Raw genomic sequence first — 17,940 nt, 5'->3', positions numbered from 1 at the left:
GTTTACCGCCCCGCCCGGGGTATGCAGAGGACTGATGAGAGATGAGTAGTGTCGACGAACAAGTCAAGAAAATCGTTGCCGAGCAATTAGGCGTAAAGGAAGAGACCGTAACGACGGAAGCGTCGTTCGTCGACGACCTTGGCGCTGATTCCCTCGACACGGTCGAACTCGTGATGGCACTGGAAGAGGAATTCGAGTGTGAGATTCCGGACGAAGAGGCCGAGAAGATCACGACCGTAAAGCAGGCCATCGACTACATCATGCAGAACCAGGCCGCCTGATAGCGGCAGACGCGCCGGCGTCACTGCCGGAGCTACAAGTCCAGGACGAACTCCAGTGACCGGACGCCGTGTAGTAATAACAGGACTGGGGATCGTGTCGCCCGTTGGCAGCACGATCGATACAGCGTGGCAGCAGATTATTGCTGGCAAAAGCGGCATACGTCCGATCGAGCGTTTCGACGCGTCACCGTTCGCCACTACGTTCGCCGGCGAGGTGAGCGGCTTTAATTTGTCGGACTATCTGAACCCGAAAGTGGCGCGGCAGACCGACGAGTTCATTCATTACGGCATAGCTGCCTCGCAACAGGCCTGGGAGGATGCCGGCCTGGAACCGGATGATCCGCGGCGCGTCGGTGTTGCTGTGGGTGCCGGTATCGGTGGAATCGAGACGATCGAAAAAAACCACCTCGCCTATATGACCAAGGGACCGCGAAAGATCTCGCCGTTCTTTATTCCCGGCAGCATAATCAACATGGTTTCAGGTCACGTTTCGATGCGCTATGGCCTGCGCGGACCGAACATTGCCTGCGTTACAGCCTGTACTACCGCTACGCATAATATCGGTTTGGCCGCGCGCCTGATCGCAGCGGGTGATGCCGATACCATGATTGCCGGCGGCGCCGAGATGGCGACCACGCCGCTGGGCGTTGGCGGCTTCTGTGCTGCCCGCGCGCTGTCGTCACGCAATGATGATCCGCAGGGTGCCAGCCGGCCCTTCGATGCGGGGCGTGACGGGTTCGTGCTGGCAGATGGCGCCGGCGTGCTGGTGCTGGAAGAGTACGAACAGGCGCGCGGTCGCGGAGCAAATATCTACGCCGAAGTGCTCGGTTTCGGCATGAGTGCGGATGCGCATCACATCACGGCCCCGGTCGAGGACGGATCAGGTGCCGCAGCCTGCATGCAAAATGCGTTACGCGATGCCGGCCTCAACCCGGACGATGTCGACTACGTCAACGCGCATGGCACCTCCACTCCATTGGGGGACAAAGCCGAGACGGTGGCCATCCGCAGGGTCTTTGGCAGCGCAGCCGAGCGACTCGCTGTCAGTTCCACCAAGTCGATGACCGGGCACCTGCTCGGCGCAGCAGGCGGTGTGGAGGCAATTTTTTCGGTGCTGGCAATTCGGGACGGTATCCTGCCGCCAACAATTAACCAGGTAACCGCCGATCCCGATTGCGATCTGGACTATGTTCCCAACGAGGCGCGCCAGGCGTCGGTACGAGCTGCCCTTTCCAATTCGTTCGGCTTCGGTGGCACCAACGGCACCCTGGTAGTTTCCGCCGTCTGACTGTGCAACCACGTATAGACCAGATCGGCAGCGGCTTCGATCTGCTGCAGCTGCACGCGCTCAACCCTGAGCGCTACCCGTATTTTCTCGACAGTGCGGCAGCCGGCACACCCCATGGGCGCTTCGATATCCTGTTTGCGTTTCCCGGGAAATCGATCTGGCTGGATGCCACACAGCGGCTGCATGGTGCAACCGGCGATACGAGTGATTTTCTCGACGCTCTGGACCGCTGGCTGCGTGCCGAGCAGCCGTGCGCGCCTGTCAGTGCGCTGCCGTTTTGCAGCGGCTGGTTTGTATACCTCGGCTACGAATTGGCCCAACAGATCGAGCCAACCCTGCGACTGCCCATGCCTTCCGGTCTTCCGGTTGCCTTTGCCACTCGCATGGGGGCGGCGGTGATACGCGATCACCGGACTGACACGATGTTCGTAACTGCTGACGATCCGGCCGATGCGGCGCTGATAGGGAGTGACATCAATTCACTGCCGCGGCACGATCCCGATGGCGACCGGATGATGCTGTCGGCAGTCAGGGAAGAAGAGCCGGGACAGTTCATCAATGCCGTGATGCAGGCCAAGCGGCACATTTATGCCGGTGATGTTTTCCAGGCCAATCTGTCGCGCGGCTGGCACGCCAGGCTGTTCGGCCCTGTTGCTGACGTCGGGCTGTACCGGCGCCTGCGAGCCAGCAACCCCGGGCCGTTTGCCGGTCTGGTACGTTGGGGCGACAACGCGATAATCAGTTCGTCTCCTGAGCGGCTGCTGCAGGTACTTGACGGTCGCGCAAGCACCCGCCCGATTGCCGGCACCCGTCCGCGTGGTCAATCAGCCGAAGACGACGAGGAACTGAGCCATGAATTGCTGGACAACGCCAAGGAACTGGCCGAGCACACCATGCTGATCGACCTGGAACGCAATGACCTCGGTCGTGTCTGTGCAGCGGGCAGCGTTGTGGTCGATGAAATGATGACGCTCGAGACCTATGCCCACGTGCATCATATAGTGTCCAATGTAACCGGTACGTTGCGCGACGATGTCTCTGCTGTGCACGCCATGCGCGCGGTTTTTCCGGGCGGCACCATTACCGGTTGTCCAAAGGTACGCTGTATGGAAATCATTGCGCAGCTGGAACAGGCTGCGCGTGGGGCGTATACGGGATCTTTTGGCTACCTGGATCGCAGCGGTAACTGTGACCTGAACATCCTGATCCGGACGCTGGTCAGGAACGGGCGTGAAATCAGCGTTCGGGCCGGAGCCGGGATAGTTGCTGACTCCATACCCGAACACGAGCTGGAAGAAACACGGGCCAAGGCGCGCGGCATGCTGCAGGCCCTGGGAGCGGAATTGTGACTACCCGGCGTATCAGCGTGGACGGTGTGGCGACCGGCGGTGTGCATGCACTCGATCGCGGGCTGCAGTTCGGCGACGGTTTGTTTGAAACGATGGCCGTGGTCGATGGCAAGGTGCGACTCCTGCGGCGTCACCTGCACCGCCTGTCTGCTGGTGCGGAAGTTCTCGGACTGCACTTGCCGGACCGTCACCTGCTGACGACCGAACTGGAAGGGGCAGCCGCCGACCTGGGGCACGGTGTGCTCAAGCTGGTGATTACGCGTGGCTCCGGCGAGCGCGGCTATACACCGCCGGACAGCGCCCGGCCGCGTCGTATCCTGATCAGCAGTGACTGGCCGCGATTCGCGTCTGAAGTACGCCTGATGTGGTGTGGGACGCGTCTGGCAAGCGGTGGTAGTCTGGCCGGTATCAAGCACCTGAACCGGCTGGAGCAGGTGCTGGGCAGTCGCGAAGTCCGGATGAACGGGCAAGTCGACGAAGGTCTGATGCTGGACAGTAATGGCAATGTCATCGAAGCGACTGGCGCAAACCTGTTCCTGGTCGATCACCAGGGTGGCCTGGTTACGCCTGCGCTCGACGATTGCGGCGTGGCAGGCGTAATGCGCGACGTCGTTTCAGGGCTCGCGCACGACGCGGGTATCGCGCTGACCATGCGTCCGGTCACGGTCGACGAGACCTTGGCGGCAGCGGAGCTATTCCTGACCAGCAGCATTACCGGGATCCGGCCGGTCATCGAGATCGCCGGGCGTAGCCTGGTGCCCGGTCCTGTAACGCAATCGCTGCAAGACGCCCTGGCAGAGCAGGAACCGTCATGCGCTGGCTGATTATCATTGTTGTGATAGCGACAGGTCTGTCGGCCTGGGGCGGGCACCAGCTGTTCCAGTCGTACCTCGACAGCAGCATTTCGCTGGACAGCACCACGCAATACGAAGTACCAGCGGGCAGTTCGCTTGGCGCGATTGCGCTGGATCTGCACCAGCGCGGCTGGCTGGAGCGCCCACGCTGGTTTGTGTGGTACGCCCGCAGCCGCGGCGATGAGTCCCGTATTCGCGCCGGCGAGTATGAGCTGCAACCTGACCTCAGTCCGCGGCAGTTGCTGGCCCTGCTGGTGGGCGGCAAGGTGGTGCAGCATGCATTTACTATCATCGAAGGCTCGACATTCGCCGAGTTGCGTAAAACGCTTGCTGCGGAACCGCAGGTAACGCATACCATCGGTGACATGGCAGATGCCGAAATCATGGAGGCAATGGGTCACGAGGGCGTCCATCCCGAAGGACGTTTTCTGCCCGAAACCTATTACTACACCCGCGGCACTACAGACATTGAGCTGTTACGCCGTGCCAATGAGCTGCTGGAGGAAACACTGGCGCGACTGTGGGATGCACGGGACGAGAATATTCCGTTGCAGGAACCGGATGAGGCGCTGATCCTGGCTTCAATTATCGAGAAGGAAACGGCGCTCGCCAGCGAGCGGCCGCAGATTGCCGGCGTGTTCACCCGGCGCCTGCAAAAACGCATGCGGCTGCAGAGTGACCCGACGGTAATCTACGGTATTGGCCCCAGCTACGACGGCGACATCCGCAAGAAAGACCTGACGACCGATACGCCTTACAACACCTACACACGCCATGGCCTGCCACCGACACCGATTGCGATGGCGGGTGCAGCGGCCATCGAGGCGGCATTGCATCCGGCGCCGGGCGACACGTTGTACTTTGTCGCAACCGGTAATGGCGACGGCAGTCATTATTTCTCGACCAGCATCGAGGAACATAACCGCGCTGTGCAACGTTATCTGGCCCGGCTGCGCAAACGCCAATGAAGCGCGGCCGATTCATCACTGTCGAAGGCATCGAGGGTGTCGGCAAAAGCTCGAACATGGAATTCATCCGCGTGTTGCTCGAAAAACACGGGCACGAAGTTGTCATGACGCGAGAACCGGGCGGGACAGCGCTGGCCGAACAGATCCGCGAGATCGTCCTGGAGCCGGCAGCAGAAATTCCGCCTTTAACCGAGCTGTTACTCGTATTTGCCGCACGCAGCGCGCATGTGCAACACAAGATCAGGCCGGCAGTCGAGCAGGGCAAGTGGGTGCTGTGTGACCGGTTTACCGATGCCACGCTGGCCTACCAGGGTGGTGGCCGCGGTATCGACGAGCAGCTTATCTACCAGCTTGCCGCAGCGGTGCACGGTGAGTTGTGGCCGGACCTGACGTTGTTGCTGGACGCGCCTGTGTCCGTCGGCCTGGGGCGGGCGGCGCAGCGCTCGGCCCTCGACCGGTTTGAGCAGGAACAGACCGATTTTTTCGAGCGGGTCCGCGCCGCCTATCTGCATGTGGCAAGATCACACCCGGTACGGGTCCGCACGATTGACGCATCGTCCCACCTGGCTGCGGTGCAGGAGGAAATTGTTGCGGTGCTTGGTCCATATCTCGAACAAGATCTATAAATAGTTCATAACTGCATGATAGCAAATAACTTATTACCTTGGCACGAGCCTGCCTGGCAGCAGCTGGTCGAAGCTGCCGCAGCGGACCGGCTGGCCCATGGTCTGCTGTTGCGCGGTCAGGGCGGCGTCGGTAAGGGGCTGTTCGCACGCACCGTCGCGGCAGGTCTGTTGTGTGACACGCCTGGCCTGGCGCTCGCCTGTGGCAACTGTCGCCCCTGCCAACTGCTGGCCAGTGGCAATCATCCCGATTTCGTCGAGATCGCCCCGGAGGAAGACAAGAAGCAGGTGCGGGTTGAACAGATTCGTGACCTGATCAGCCGGCTGGCGCTGACCAGCACGCTTGGCGGCTACAAGGTGGCCATTATCAACCCGGCTGACGCAATGAATCCCAGCGCGCAGAACAGCCTGCTGAAGACGCTCGAGGAGCCGTCGGCGAGGACCGTTCTCATATTGTCCAGCAGTCAGCCTGCGGCGCTGGCGGCAACGATCATCAGCCGTTGCCAGACGGTGCGCTTTGCGAGCCCGCCGACGGCCGCGGCACTGGAATGGTTGCAGCAGCAGGGCGATGCGGACTGGCCGGGGTTGCTGCAGCTGGCCTGGGGAGCGCCGCTGGCAGCGCTCGAGCTGGCCGCCCATGATGCAGCCGGTATGGGGGCGACGCTGGCCGGGCAGCTGGACGAACTGATGGCAGGGAAGGCTGACGCGGTCAGCATTGCCGAGAACTGGGCCGCTGATCACCCGCAGGTGCGACTGCGCTGGCTGCAGCAGCAGGTCTATGGGCTGATCCAGTGGCAGCTAACCGGGCAAGCACCGGAATTGGTTCACAAAACGCTGCAAAGAAGCTTGCAAAAGCTTATACCAGACCTTAGTTTGACAGAATCGTACCGCTACCTGGACCAGCTGCAGCGCGTCATTGGACTGGCAGACCGGGCGATTAACCAGGCCCTGACTATTTTGCCGCTGCTGGCTGCCTGGTCAGATGGCCCTCAACTGGGACGCGCTGCCGAGACACTATGAGCAAACCCGGACTTCTGACCCTCACGATCAAGGACAAGAGCGCCTTGTACCTGGCGTACATGCCGTTCGTGAAAAATGGCGGTCTTTTCATCCCTACCAACAGCACCTACCGGCTGGGTGACGAAGTTTTCATGCTGCTTAATCTGATGGATGAAAAGGAAAAGCTGCCTGTTGCGGGGCGGGTCATCTGGATGACGCCGAAGGGCTCGCAGGGCAAACGCACCACCGGAATCGGCGTGCAGTTCAGCGACCAGGACAACGGCAACACCCAGCGCAAGATCGAAAACTACCTGGCGGGCGCGCTCGGTGGAGACAAGCCGACCCACACGATGTAAACGCTGCAAACCAGACGGATACAAAAAGGCCGCCTCACAGGCGGCCTTTTCTTTTGTCGTACGAGTCGTTAGTCGTCAGTCGCTTTTTTCTGCTGCCCCCGACATCGTCAGGCCGCCACGCAGCACGTAAACACTGAAACCGCGTTCGCTGAGTATGTAGGCACCCGCCGAGCTGCGGCGCCCGGTGTCACAGCACACCACGTACTGGGTGTCCGGGTCGAGCGTTTTCAGCTTCAGCCGAATGAAGTACAGCGGTATGTTTACCGCGCCTTCCTGGTGGAAATTGTCGAATTCACTGGGCAGCCGCACATCCAGCCACTTGCCACCGCCTTCAATAATTTCCAGCGCGCGGTCGTACTCGACCCACTGCAGCATCGGCTCATTGAGCAGCTTGTTGAAGTCGTCTTTCTTCAGGCGCATCAGCGTGCCGTCCGTCAGCATGGTGACGGTTGCGTTTCGCTTCGCCTCGGAAATCAGCGCTTCCTCACCGAAGGTATCGCCAACACGCAGCTCGGCAAGCTTGATGCCGTCCTTGTTCAATGGCGTCTCGCGTGTCACGGCGCAACGACCATCGGTGATGGCATAAAAGAAATCACCTTCGTCACCCTGCTTGATGACAATGTCGCCGGCCTTGTAGGTCACGCGCTCCATGCGCATGAAAATGGCCTGGATATTGGCCGGTGGAATCTTGTGGAAAGCCTTGGTCTGGAGAAGGGTGGTCATCCAGTCATCGGTATCCGGCGTGTCTTCCGCACGCAGTTCGTTGACCTCGTAAGAACCGGTCTGGTCCCAGGTCAGCATCACGTCGAGCAGGTCGCTGTCGATCGAAATGTATTCGACCTTGCTGCGTGCCCGGGCCGTCACCTTGCGTGGGAGCATGGGGGCCAGCGGGTGCTTTGCTTCATCGCTGCCGCCTTCGATAACCCGCACCACCTTGGAATCGGTACGCAGCTCTACGGCTCCACTGAGCACGTAGATGGTGCGTTTTGCGGTATCGCCCTCCTTGAACAGGTAGCGGCCGCCGCCGACCTCCTGTACGGAAGTCTTTTTCATCAGCGCCTGGAGGTTTTCAGCCTTGAGGCCATCCAGGGGCGACAAGGATTTCAGCAAACTCACCGTGACCTGTTTTTTCGACATCTGTTTCGCCGTTGTGCTCATACTTCGTTGATTTTCCGAGAAAAAAGAATGGTTACGGACTCAATCAGGGCGCAGTCTACCATAACGCTGATTGGCTCTGTCACTACCCAGTTCACGGTTTGGCCTCAGGCCGCGGAAGACTCCTGGCCGGCATTGTCCCAGCCGCTGTCGGGTTCGAAGCGGTCACCATACTGTGCCGCCAGCCCACGCAGTACGGCGACGATTTCCTGCTCGCCACGGCTGGCTGCATAGTGCAGCGGCCCGCCGCGGAATGGCGCGAAGCCGGTCCCAAAAATTACACCGGCATCGAGCAGGTCGGCGTCAGTGACGACACCTTCACGCAGGCACGCCACCGACTCATTTATCAAGGGTAGCAGCAGCCGATCCTGCAGGTTAGCCGGCATGTCATCGGCATCGGCCTGTGGTTTGACCGCCTTGCCCTTGCTCCACTCGTAAAAACCCTTGCCGCTCTTCCGACCAAGTTCTCCGGCTTCCACCTTGCTGGTGAGCGCAGCCGGCATCGGCATGCCGAATTCCGCTTCGAAAACCTTGGCCACAGACGCAGCAACATCCAGGCCTACCGTGTCGGCCAGCTCGACCGGTCCCATTGGCATGCCGAAATCCGTTGCTGCCTTGTCGATCAAGGGCAGGGCAACACCTTCCTCGGCAACCCGAACCGCCTCGATCATGTAAGGCATCAGCACACGATTGACGACAAAACCCGGCGCGCTCTTGCACGGCAGCGGCAACCGGTCGATCTGCCGGGCAAAAGCCAGCCCCTTGCTAACTTCCTGCTCGTGCGTCCTGTCGGTGTGAATCACCTCGACCAGCGGCATCATCGGCACCGGGTTGAAAAAATGCAGCCCGATCAGCCGATCCGGGTCGGCCAGTCCTGCACCCAGCGTCTCCAGGCGAATACTGGAGGTATTGGTTGCCAGTATGGCGCCCGGCTTCATGCGCGGCTCGACGCTGCGATAAAGCTCGTGCTTTGCTTCGACATTCTCAAAAATTGCCTCGATCACTACGTCGGCATGACGCACGCCGTCGCCATCGGGATCAGGCATCAGGCGATCCATTGCCGCCTGTATCTTTGCCGGCCTGCGCAGTCGTTTCTTGTACAGCTTGTGGGCCCGGCCAATCGCCGGCGCGATGTACTTCGGCTCACGGTCCTGCAGGGTGACATTCAGGCCACGCATCGCGCACCATGCTGCGATATCGCCACCCATTACGCCGGCGCCGATAACGTGCACATGGCTGGCGCGGAACCTGGCTTTGCGGGCCAGCCCCTTGAGACGGTCCTGCAGATTGAATACGCGCACGAGGTTGCGCGAAGTCGACGTGCACATCAGCTCGGCTATCGAACGTGCCTCAGCTTCGTACATCTCGGCCGGGTTATCGGCATGTTTCTTCCACAGGTCTATGATCGCGTAAGGCGCAGGGTAGTGTTCCTTCTTTGCCTTCTGCGCAACCTTCTTTTCCATCTGCCTGGCCAGCAGCGCGCGGCTGGGGCCGAAGCTCAGTGCCTTTGCCTTGACGTTTCGTCCCTTGCGTTTCGGCGGGTTGAGGGCAAGCATGCGGGTGGCACGCAGCAGATGACGCGCCGGTACGACCTGGTCCACCAGGCCTATTGCCTTTGCCTTCCTCGGCCGCAGCCCGCGACCGGTCAGCATCATGTCCATCGCAGCCAGCGGGTCGACCAGTTGCGTCGTGCGTACGGTACCGCCAAAGCCGGGATGGATGCCCAGTTTCACCTCAGGCAGGCCAAGCCGCGCGCTATCGTCATCGACTACGATGCGATAGGTGCAGGCGAGTGCCAGTTCCAGGCCACCGCCCAGGGCAAAACCGTTGATTGCAGCGATGGTTGGACACGGCAAGGCTTCAAGACGGTCCATAACGCGTTGTCCGTGACGGATCAGCTCGTAGGCCTGGTCGGGCGTCTCGAGTACTACAAACTCTTTTATATCGGCCCCGGCGATGAAACCGCTCTTTTTCGCTGAGCAAACGGCGACCGCCCGCGGCGGATTCTTTTCCAGTTCCGCGAGAATATCGTTGAGCTGGTAAAGCACCTCACCAGACAGGACGTTGGTGCCGGTACCGGCCTTGTCGAACCACAGCCAGGCAATATTGTCGGCATCGGTTTCAAGCCGCCAGTGTTTTTCTGCATTCTCGTCAATGTTCATCATGTTCATTCCCTCTCGAGCAGCATTGCGCCGCCCTGGCCGCCGCCAATGCACAACGTAGCAATTGCGCGCTTCCCGCCGCTGCGCTCCAGTGCTTTTAACGCATGCAGCACGATGCGCGCACCGCTGGCGCCAACAGGATGGCCAATACTGATGGCACCGCCATCAACATTGAGACGATCCATATCGAGTTCGCCCAATGCGCCGTCAAGGCCCAGTTCGTTACGGCAATAGTCTTCGTCCTGCCATGCCGCCAGGCACGACAACACCTGTCCGGCAAACGCCTCGTTAATTTCCCAGATATCGATATCGTTCAGGCCAAGTCCGTGGCGCTGCAAAATAGGAGTCGCCGCATGCACCGGCCCGAGTCCCATTTGCGCCGGATCCAGCGCGGCCCAGTGCACATCGACCAGGCGACCCATAACGGGCAGATCAAAGTCGGCAATGCCGGCGTCATTAGCCATCAGCATCATCGCTGCACCGTCGGTGATCTGCGAACTGTTTGCTGCCGTTACCAGACCCACTTTGCGGTCAAAAAACGGTTTCAGTTTTGCCAGCTTCTCCACAGTGCTGTCGCGTCGCAAACCGTCGTCCTCGCCAAGCACCTTGCCCGCCGCGGAATACAATGGCTCGACTTCATCCATCTGGCCATCATCGTAGGCGGCTGCAAGTCGATTGTGGCTGCGCGCAGAGTACTCGTCCATTTGTTCACGGGTAATCCCGAAGCGATGGGAAATAATTTCGCAGGTCTGGCCCATGTTCAGTTCGACCAGTGGATCGGTCAGACCATGCAGCAGCCCGATCACGGGTTTGAAATTTTTCGGCCGCAGCGCGGTAGCCGTTTTCAGCTTGGCCGAGGTGGTGCGGGCCGCGTTCAGGTCGGCGAGCCAATCCACCATGTCATCATTGAACAGTATAGGCGCACGGCTCATGGCCTCCGTGCCGCCAGCCAGTGCCAGCCGGGCGCGGCCGGTGATGATGTCCTTGGCAGCCGAGTCAAGCGCCTGCATCGCCGATGCACAGTTGCGCATTACCGTCCAACCCGGCGTGCGGTGACCGCAACCAGATCGCAGCGCCACGATTCGGCCAATGTTGGCCTCGTCAACGCCGGGCATTGCGCAACCAAGAACCACCTCGTCAATGTCCTCTGCATTGTCGAGGTGTCGCGTCAGCAGCGCCCGGCTGGTGTGTGTCGCCAGGTCCGAGGCGCTGAAAGCATTGGGCTTGCCGCGTGCTTTAAGAAACGGCGTACGGGCGCCGTCAACAAAATATACTGGTGGGCTTTCCATCATAGTTACTCGATTATTCTCCGCCGCGGCCGCGCCGGCCGCCGCTCACATAAATCCCCGGGAACGCGAAATGATACACGAGGCAAAGCCTATGCTGGCGCCTCCGGCTCGTCTTTTTCCACCTCGAAATCAACCACCAGCGGCAGGTGGTCGGAATAATCCACCAGCGGGATGTGAAAACCGGTCAGATTGATGCCGGCGCCATAGAGCACGAAATCGAGTTCCTTGCGCGGCTGGCGACTTGGATAGGAGGGCAACCCCTGTTCATTGGCGCTGGACAAGCCCGTCGCCTGCATGAACAGGTAGATTTCGTGCTCACCCCAGAATGTATTGAAATCACCGGCGACAACCACCGGTTTCTCGCTCGCTTTGACCAGGTCGTGCAGATGACGCAGCTGGTATTGCCGGTGGCGGTATTTGAGTGACAGGTGCACCAGGAATATTGCGACGTCCTCCAGTTCCAGTTCAATGATCAGCCGCTTGATGCCCGTGTCGAAGTAATGAAAGCGTTCACCGTGGACGCGCGGCGCGGCGAGGAAGGCGTTGCCTTGTTTGCGCAGTATCGGCACACGATTTCCGAGGGAATCTTCGCCATACTTGCACTGGTAGGTTGAATAGTGGCCGATGGCTACCGCTATTGCATCGGCCTGGTTGATACCTGAACGCAGCGATCCGGTATCGACTTCAATCAGGCCGACTACGTCGGCATCCTGCGACTGGATAAACCGGGTGATTCGCTCGAGATTTTTCCGGTTTGGCCGGAGATAACCTGCACCCGGCACCGGCAGGTGGAAAGCGGGGCCATACCCGGTCGCATAACGGATGTTGTATAGCAGCAATCGCATGGACGGCTGACTAGACCAGACCTCGCCCGCCAGCGCAACCAGCCCTGTGGAGGCCGCCTGCAAAGGCCCCCGGCAGCGCCCGGGGTACAGGGGTGATACCCGGTGGCCCAAATAGGGCTGCAAGTGTGAAAATTTGATTCATTGTGGCTGCAGACGTGAGGAGCCGGCCCGGCTCGTTGTAGTCTTTCTCTTCGCTTCGAGGGGGTATAAATGCGCTGGAAAAAAGGGCGCCGTAGTCAGAATATCGATGACCGCCGTGGCCAGCAGATGCGCCGTGCCGGCGGCATCGGTGGTGGGGCAGTCGTCATCGCGCTGTTGGCAGCGGTCTTCCTGGGCCAGAACCCGGCGACGATACTGGAGCAACTTGGCGGTCTGGGTGGGACGACATCCCAGGTGCCGGACCAGCGCCAGACGGCCGCGAGCGATGAAGCGGCCGATTTTGTATCCGTGGTGCTGGCCGATACGGAAGACGTGTGGAACAAGATCTTCGAAGGGGCGGGCTCACGCTACAGCCCGCCACAGCTGGTGCTTTATTCCGGTGCGACACGCACCGATGCCTGTGGTCTGGGGCAGGCGGCAGCCGGGCCGTTCTACTGTCCGGGCGATTACAAGGTTTACATTGACCTGAGTTTTCTCAACGAGCTGAAACGGCTCGGCGCACCAGGTGATTTCGCTTTTGCTTACGTTATTGCGCATGAGGTCGGGCATCACATTCAGAACCTGGTGGGAACCGCTACGGAAGTTCGCCAGGCGCAACAGCGGTCCAGTAAACGCGACCAGAATGCGTTGCAGGTCATGATGGAACTGCAGGCTGATTGCTACGCCGGCGTGTGGGCGCATCACGCGCATCGCGACCGGCAGGTCCTCGAAGAGGGCGATGTTGAAGAGGGGCTGGCCGCCGCGGCATCTGTCGGTGACGATCGTCTGCAACAATCGGCCGGACGCCGGGTGCATCCGGAGTCCTTCACGCATGGCTCTTCCGAGCAGCGCGCCCAGTGGTTTTACGCCGGTCTGGAGAGCGGCAGCGTGAACGCCTGTGACACGTTCAGCGGATAATATTGTGGACCAGCAGCAGCCTGACAATGTACTGGTAGTTGACGACGACGCAGCGGTCCGAACTCTGGTGCGGGCAACGCTGAGTGCCCGTGGTGTCAGGGTGACGGAGGCGGGCAACGGCCAGCTTGGCCTGGACGAGGTGCGCCGCGCCCCCGGTCAATTTGACCTGATTCTCATGGACTACCACATGCCCGAACTCGATGGCATCCGCGCAGCACAGGCCATGCGTGCGTGTGCGCCAGGTGCGCCGGTGGTGCTGATGAGTACCGAAGACCTGTCGCCGCAGCTGGAGCAGATCAAAGTGTCCGGCTTCCTGCCAAAACCCTTCCGCGCTCAACAGCTGATCCAGCTTGTTGACAGCCATCTGCAGCGCCGCAGCTAGACTGGTTTAAACTCCATTCATGAACACCAGTTTGCGGTACAGCCGCAGCATCACGCTGCCCGGCTGGGGGAGCGACGGGCAGCAGCGGCTGGGCGAGGCCCGGGTGTTGCTTGTCGGCGTCGGCGGTCTTGGTGTGCCGGCGGCCACCTACCTGGCGGCTGCGGGTACAGGCCGACTCGTTCTGAATGATTTCGATAGCGTCGATGAATCCAACCTGGCACGGCAACCGCTTTACGCCACAGCGGATATCGGCAAAAACAAGGCAAAGGTCGCGGCAGCTCGCCTGACAGAAACAAATCCGGATTGCACAGTGGAAGCAATTACAAAGCGGCTTGATGCGGGGCAACTTCGCGCGGCAGCGGCTGACTGCGATGTAGTGCTGGACTGTAGTGACAATTTCGCGACGCGCTTTGCGGTCAACCAGGCCAGTCTGGAGACGGGTACACCGCTGGTTTCAGGCGCGGCAATTCGATTCGAGGCACAGCTAGCGGTGTTTCGTTTCGACCTGCAGCGCAGTCCGTGCTATCGCTGCCTTTACGATGAGGCGGGCGAAGAGCTCGAGGACTGCCGTGGCCAGGGGGTGGTGCCTGCTCTGGTCGGCGCCGTGGGGGCTGCCATGGCCCTGGAAGCGATGCGGATCATCGTCGGTTTCGGCGCGGCGGTGCATTCGAAACTACTTGTCATTGATGCTTTGCATGCAACCGGCCGCAGCGTAAGCTTGCCGGCCGACCCGGCATGTCCGGCCTGCCAGAATCTCGATTGATTCTATAAACCGCTTCTAACAATCTGTTAAATATAATTTTATGATCGAAAAGCTGCGAAATATCGCCATTATCGCCCATGTTGACCATGGCAAGACGACGCTGGTTGACCAGCTCCTGCGGCAGTCCGGCACGCTGGCTGCGCGCGGTGAGCAACAGGAACGGGTGATGGACTCGAACGACCTGGAGCGCGAACGGGGTATCACCATCCTGTCGAAAAATACCGCGCTGCGCTGGAATGATTACCGTATCAACATAGTCGACACCCCCGGCCACGCTGATTTTGGTGGCGAGGTGGAGCGGGTGCTGTCGATGGTCGATACGGTCCTGCTCCTGGTCGACGCCGTCGACGGACCAATGCCCCAGACCCGCTTCGTCACCCAGAAAGCATTCATGCATGGCTTCCGGCCCATCGTCGTGATCAACAAGGTCGATCGCGATGGCGCCCGCCCGGACTGGGTGCTGGACCAGACTTTCGAACTGTTCGACCGCCTGGGTGGTACGGATGAACAGCTCGATTTTCCGGTCGTTTATACCTCGGCAATCCAGGGCACCTCCGGACTTGATCCGTCCGCGATGACCCCGGATATGGAAGTTCTTTTTCAGACCATCGTCGAACAATGCCCGCCACCGCCGGTCAACGCCGATGGTCCGTTCCAGCTGCAAATCAGCGTGCTTGATTACTCGAGCTATATCGGCGCCATCGGCATTGGTCGCATCGCCCGTGGCAGCGTTCGGCGCAATGACCCGGTATCCGTCATCGACCTGGCCGGACAGGTTCGGCGGGAGAAGATCGCGCAGATACTCGGTTTTTCGGGCCTCGACCGGGTCGAGGTGCAGGAGGCATCCGCCGGCGACATCGTCGCGGTGGCCGGGATCGAGCATCCGCAGATATCCGACACGCTGTGCGACCCGCAGGAAGTGCAGGCATTGCCGCCGCTTACTGTGGACGAGCCCACCATCAGTATGACTTTTGAAACCAATACGTCGCCGTTTGCCGGGCGCGAAGGGCGCTTTGTTACCAGCCGGCAGATACGCGAACGGCTGACACGCGAGGCCATGCATAACGTGGCACTGCGGGTCGAGGATACCGATGACCCGGAAAAATTCACGGTATCAGGCCGCGGCGAGCTGCACCTTGCGGTTCTGATAGAAACGATGCGGCGCGAGGGCTACGAGATGGCCGTGTCGCGACCGCGCGTAGTTGTCAGAGACAACAACGGTGTCCGTGAGGAACCCTATGAGGTTCTTACCGTTGACGTCGAAGAACAACACCAGGGCTCGGTGATGGAGGCGCTGGGTGAGCGTGGCGGTGAACTGGAAAACCTGGTCCCGGATGGCCAGGGCAGGGTGAGGCTCGATTACCTCATTCCGGCGCGCGGGCTGATCGGCTTCCAGACCGAGTTTCGCACGCTTACCTCCGGTACCGGCCTGCTGCATCATGTATTCGACCACTACGGGCCTGTGCACGAGCGCGCCATTGCCAGGCGCAGCGCCGGTGTGCTGATTTCCAAAGGCCGTGGCAAGGCACTGGCCTATGCACTGGCAAACCTGCAGGAACGCGGGCGCCTGTTTGTCGCCCCGGGCGACGAAATATACGAAGGGCAAATTGTCGGGATAAACAGCCGTGACAATGACCTGACGGTCAATCCGCTGAAAGCCAAGCAGCTCACAAATATTCGTGCCTCCGGCCGTGACGAAAACGTCCAGCTATCTCCGCCCGTACGTTTCACTCTGGAGCAGTCGATGGAGTTCATTGATGACGATGAGCTGCTGGAGGTAACGCCGGCCAGCATGCGCCTGCGCAAACGCTTCCTGCTCGAACACGAGCGTAAACGGGCGTCGCGGCAGCAGCCCGGTGCATAGCAATGATTGTCGAGCAGATCTGGACCGGGAACGCGTACCGCAACTTTAACTACCTCATTGCCTGCGATGAAACCGGCGAAGCCCTGGCCATCGACCCGCTGGATCACCGCAAGTGCCTGGCTCTGGCACGGGATCGCGGCTGGGAAATTACCCGGGTAGTTAACACCCACGAGCACGGTGATCATACTGGTGGCAACCGGGCAATGCTGCAAGCGACCGGCGCGAAGCTGCTGGCGCATCACGCCGCGCGCATCGCCAATGTTGACCAGGCTTTGAAGGCGGGCGATGTAATACGCGTGGGTCATTCGGCCGAGCTGCAGGTGCTGGACACACCGGGTCACACGATGAGCCATGTTTGCCTGCTGGCGCACGCGGAGCAGCCAGCACTGTTCAGTGGCGATACGCTGTTCAACGCCGGTGCGGGTAATTGCCACAACGGCGGTCACCCCGATGAGTTGTTCGGCACGTTCGAGCAGCAGCTGGCAACGCTACCCGCGGAGACACAGGTTTATCCCGGTCACGATTACATTGCCCATAATCTGGGCTTTGCGCTTGACCGCGAGCCCGGCAACGCGGTGGCGGCTAAGCTGCTGGAACAGGTTAGCGGTCAGGACCCGGCAGAGGCGCTTGTAACAGACCTGGCAACTGAAAAAGACATCAATGTGTTCTTTCGTCTGGAAAATCCACAGGTCATAGAGCGACTGCGTGAGACAAACCGGCAACTGCCGTCACAGCCCTCAAGGCGCGACGTGTTCCTGGCGCTGCGCGAATTACGCAATCGGTGGTAGTCAGCGCTTGCGGAATTTCAGCGTCATGCGATTCGACTCGCCTATAGCCTGCATTTCCTCGCGCAACTCCGGATCTTCGCGACTGGTCACCAGCGAGGGCGGCAGCCGCCACACTACATCGTCAGCACCAGGCTGATCCTTGGGGTTGTTGTTAATTGCCGAGGCCGCAACGAAATTGAAACCGGCCTGCTCGATCTTTCGAATAAGCTGGCTCTTTTTGAGGTAGCCAGCCGAGCCGTCGGCCCGTTCATCCGGCATCGTTTCAGGCGCCTGGTGTTGCACCACACCCAGGATACCGCCCGGTTTCAGCGCGCGATGGGCATCGGCCAGGGCCGTGGTGAAAAATCCGCCCTGGCCTTCGAAACGATGCAGGTTGTGCAACGCACGGATAAACAACACGACATCGGCAGTGCCGGCGAATTTATCCGGCATGGAACCAAAAACAAAAGCCGCAACCGGCGCCCCGGAATCACCGCGCCAGGCATTTGCCGTCGCGGTCCAGTCGGTCACCCAGGATTTTTTCTCTTCGATAAATTCTTCGGGGAAAAAACCGAACATCGGCCACATTGCCATTGGGTAGTCTGCGCCGATCAGATTGCCGTCCGGGCCGAGGTAGTCGACCAGAATCTTGCTGTACCAGCCGCCGCCCGGTAAGGCCTCCAGCACGGTCATGCCCGGGCGGATTCCAAAAAATTCGAGAGTCTTGCGTGGATGACGGTGATCGTAACGACCCCGGGTCCCGGCGGACTGGCGCTCCAGCGCCGACTCCAGTTGCACTGCAGCAGGAGCTGATTGTCCGGCAGTTTCCGGCTTTACCGGGGTTTCGCTGCAGGCACTCAACACTAAAGCTGCGCTAACGAGTAAGCCGACTCTGTTCATCATCATCCCCAACGGCTGGTCGAAAAGACGCAGTCTACA

The 17,940-nt window shown here is 60.3% G+C and carries 18 protein-coding genes; 13 read left to right on the top strand and 5 right to left on the bottom strand.

Translation table 11 applies throughout. The features are described 5' to 3' along the window. The first annotated feature begins 41 nt into the window (after nt 1–41). The 8 genes from acpP to HKN06_10925 are packed head-to-tail and all read left to right on the top strand — an operon-like array spanning nt 42 to nt 6,718. Complete coding sequence (gene acpP / locus HKN06_10960) at nt 42–281, top strand: acyl carrier protein (protein NNF61831.1); 240 nt, start codon at nt 42–44, stop codon at nt 279–281. Between the two features lie 55 nt (nt 282–336). After that, nucleotides 337–1,569, top strand: a complete 1,233-nt coding sequence (gene fabF, locus HKN06_10955; GenBank protein NNF61830.1) for a beta-ketoacyl-ACP synthase II — start codon at nt 337–339, stop codon at nt 1,567–1,569. A gap of 41 nt (nt 1,570–1,610) precedes the next feature. Then, nucleotides 1,611–2,918: an aminodeoxychorismate synthase component I gene (locus tag HKN06_10950; protein NNF61829.1), complete on the top strand. Its 1,308-nt coding sequence runs from the start codon at nt 1,611–1,613 to the stop codon at nt 2,916–2,918. A gap of 11 nt (nt 2,919–2,929) precedes the next feature. Next, entirely contained in the window at nt 2,930–3,742 is an 813-nt protein-coding gene (gene pabC / locus HKN06_10945; protein NNF61828.1) for an aminodeoxychorismate lyase, read from the top strand. After that, a complete protein-coding gene (gene mltG / locus HKN06_10940; protein NNF61827.1) occupies nt 3,730–4,740 on the top strand; it encodes an endolytic transglycosylase MltG in 1,011 nt (336 codons plus the stop codon). Before pabC ends, mltG begins: the two co-directional genes overlap by 13 nt. Beyond that, nucleotides 4,737–5,366, top strand: coding sequence for a dTMP kinase (locus HKN06_10935; GenBank protein NNF61826.1), 630 nt, complete (start codon nt 4,737–4,739; stop codon nt 5,364–5,366). The genes mltG and HKN06_10935 overlap by 4 nt, the downstream gene beginning before the upstream one ends. Before the next feature lie 15 nt (nt 5,367–5,381). Then, nucleotides 5,382–6,383: a DNA polymerase III subunit delta' gene (gene holB, locus HKN06_10930; GenBank protein ID NNF61825.1), complete on the top strand. Its 1,002-nt coding sequence runs from the start codon at nt 5,382–5,384 to the stop codon at nt 6,381–6,383. After that, the gene (locus HKN06_10925; protein NNF61824.1) at nt 6,380–6,718 is read left to right on the top strand and encodes a pilus assembly protein PilZ; all 339 of its coding nucleotides are present in this window, start codon (nt 6,380–6,382) and stop codon (nt 6,716–6,718) included. The genes holB and HKN06_10925 overlap by 4 nt, the downstream gene beginning before the upstream one ends. Nucleotides 6,719–6,793: 75 nt before the next feature. On the opposite strand, the gene HKN06_10920 is transcribed toward HKN06_10925, so the two are convergent. From HKN06_10920 to HKN06_10905, 4 genes are all read right to left on the bottom strand, one after another. Next, the gene (locus tag HKN06_10920) at nt 6,794–7,855 is read right to left on the bottom strand and encodes a cyclic nucleotide-binding domain-containing protein (GenBank protein ID NNF61823.1); all 1,062 of its coding nucleotides are present in this window, start codon (nt 7,853–7,855) and stop codon (nt 6,794–6,796) included. A 125-nt stretch (nt 7,856–7,980) separates the two neighbouring features. Further along, nucleotides 7,981–10,035 carry a crotonase gene (locus tag HKN06_10915; GenBank protein ID NNF61822.1) on the bottom strand — a complete coding sequence of 685 codons (2,055 nt, stop codon included), beginning with the start codon at nt 10,033–10,035 and terminating at the stop codon, nt 7,981–7,983. A 5-nt stretch (nt 10,036–10,040) separates the two neighbouring features. Then, on the bottom strand, nt 10,041–11,324 hold the full coding sequence (locus HKN06_10910; protein ID NNF61821.1) for an acetyl-CoA C-acetyltransferase: 1,284 nt from the start codon (nt 11,322–11,324) through the stop codon (nt 10,041–10,043). Between the two features lie 89 nt (nt 11,325–11,413). After that, entirely contained in the window at nt 11,414–12,169 is a 756-nt protein-coding gene (locus HKN06_10905; GenBank protein ID NNF61820.1) for an endonuclease, read from the bottom strand. A gap of 210 nt (nt 12,170–12,379) precedes the next feature. Here HKN06_10905 and HKN06_10900 point away from each other — a divergent pair, with 210 nt between their 5' ends. Genes HKN06_10900 through HKN06_10880 form a run of 5 tightly spaced genes read left to right on the top strand, consistent with a single transcriptional unit; the run spans nt 12,380 to nt 17,022 of the window. Then, on the top strand, nt 12,380–13,225 hold the full coding sequence (locus HKN06_10900; protein NNF61819.1) for a flagellar biosynthesis protein FlgM: 846 nt from the start codon (nt 12,380–12,382) through the stop codon (nt 13,223–13,225). A gap of 4 nt (nt 13,226–13,229) precedes the next feature. Next, on the top strand, nt 13,230–13,607 hold the full coding sequence (locus tag HKN06_10895; protein ID NNF61818.1) for a response regulator: 378 nt from the start codon (nt 13,230–13,232) through the stop codon (nt 13,605–13,607). A 19-nt stretch (nt 13,608–13,626) separates the two neighbouring features. Next, nucleotides 13,627–14,370 carry a HesA/MoeB/ThiF family protein gene (locus HKN06_10890; GenBank protein ID NNF61817.1) on the top strand — a complete coding sequence of 248 codons (744 nt, stop codon included), beginning with the start codon at nt 13,627–13,629 and terminating at the stop codon, nt 14,368–14,370. Nucleotides 14,371–14,410: 40 nt separating this feature from the next. After that, a complete protein-coding gene (gene typA / locus HKN06_10885) occupies nt 14,411–16,234 on the top strand; it encodes a translational GTPase TypA (GenBank protein NNF61816.1) in 1,824 nt (607 codons plus the stop codon). Between the two features lie 2 nt (nt 16,235–16,236). Then, entirely contained in the window at nt 16,237–17,022 is a 786-nt protein-coding gene (locus HKN06_10880; GenBank protein ID NNF61815.1) for a hydroxyacylglutathione hydrolase, read from the top strand. Here HKN06_10880 and HKN06_10875 read toward each other — a convergent pair whose 3' ends face one another. Further along, complete coding sequence (locus HKN06_10875; GenBank protein ID NNF61814.1) at nt 17,023–17,901, bottom strand: class I SAM-dependent methyltransferase; 879 nt, start codon at nt 17,899–17,901, stop codon at nt 17,023–17,025. Between the last annotated feature and the right edge of the window lie 39 nt (nt 17,902–17,940).

This window comes from Gammaproteobacteria bacterium, from assembly GCA_013003425.1.
Lineage (GTDB): Bacteria > Pseudomonadota > Gammaproteobacteria > Steroidobacterales > JABDKV01 > JABDJB01.
Note: the sequence above shows the minus strand (reverse complement) of the source record. Positions and strands in the feature narration are given on the sequence as shown.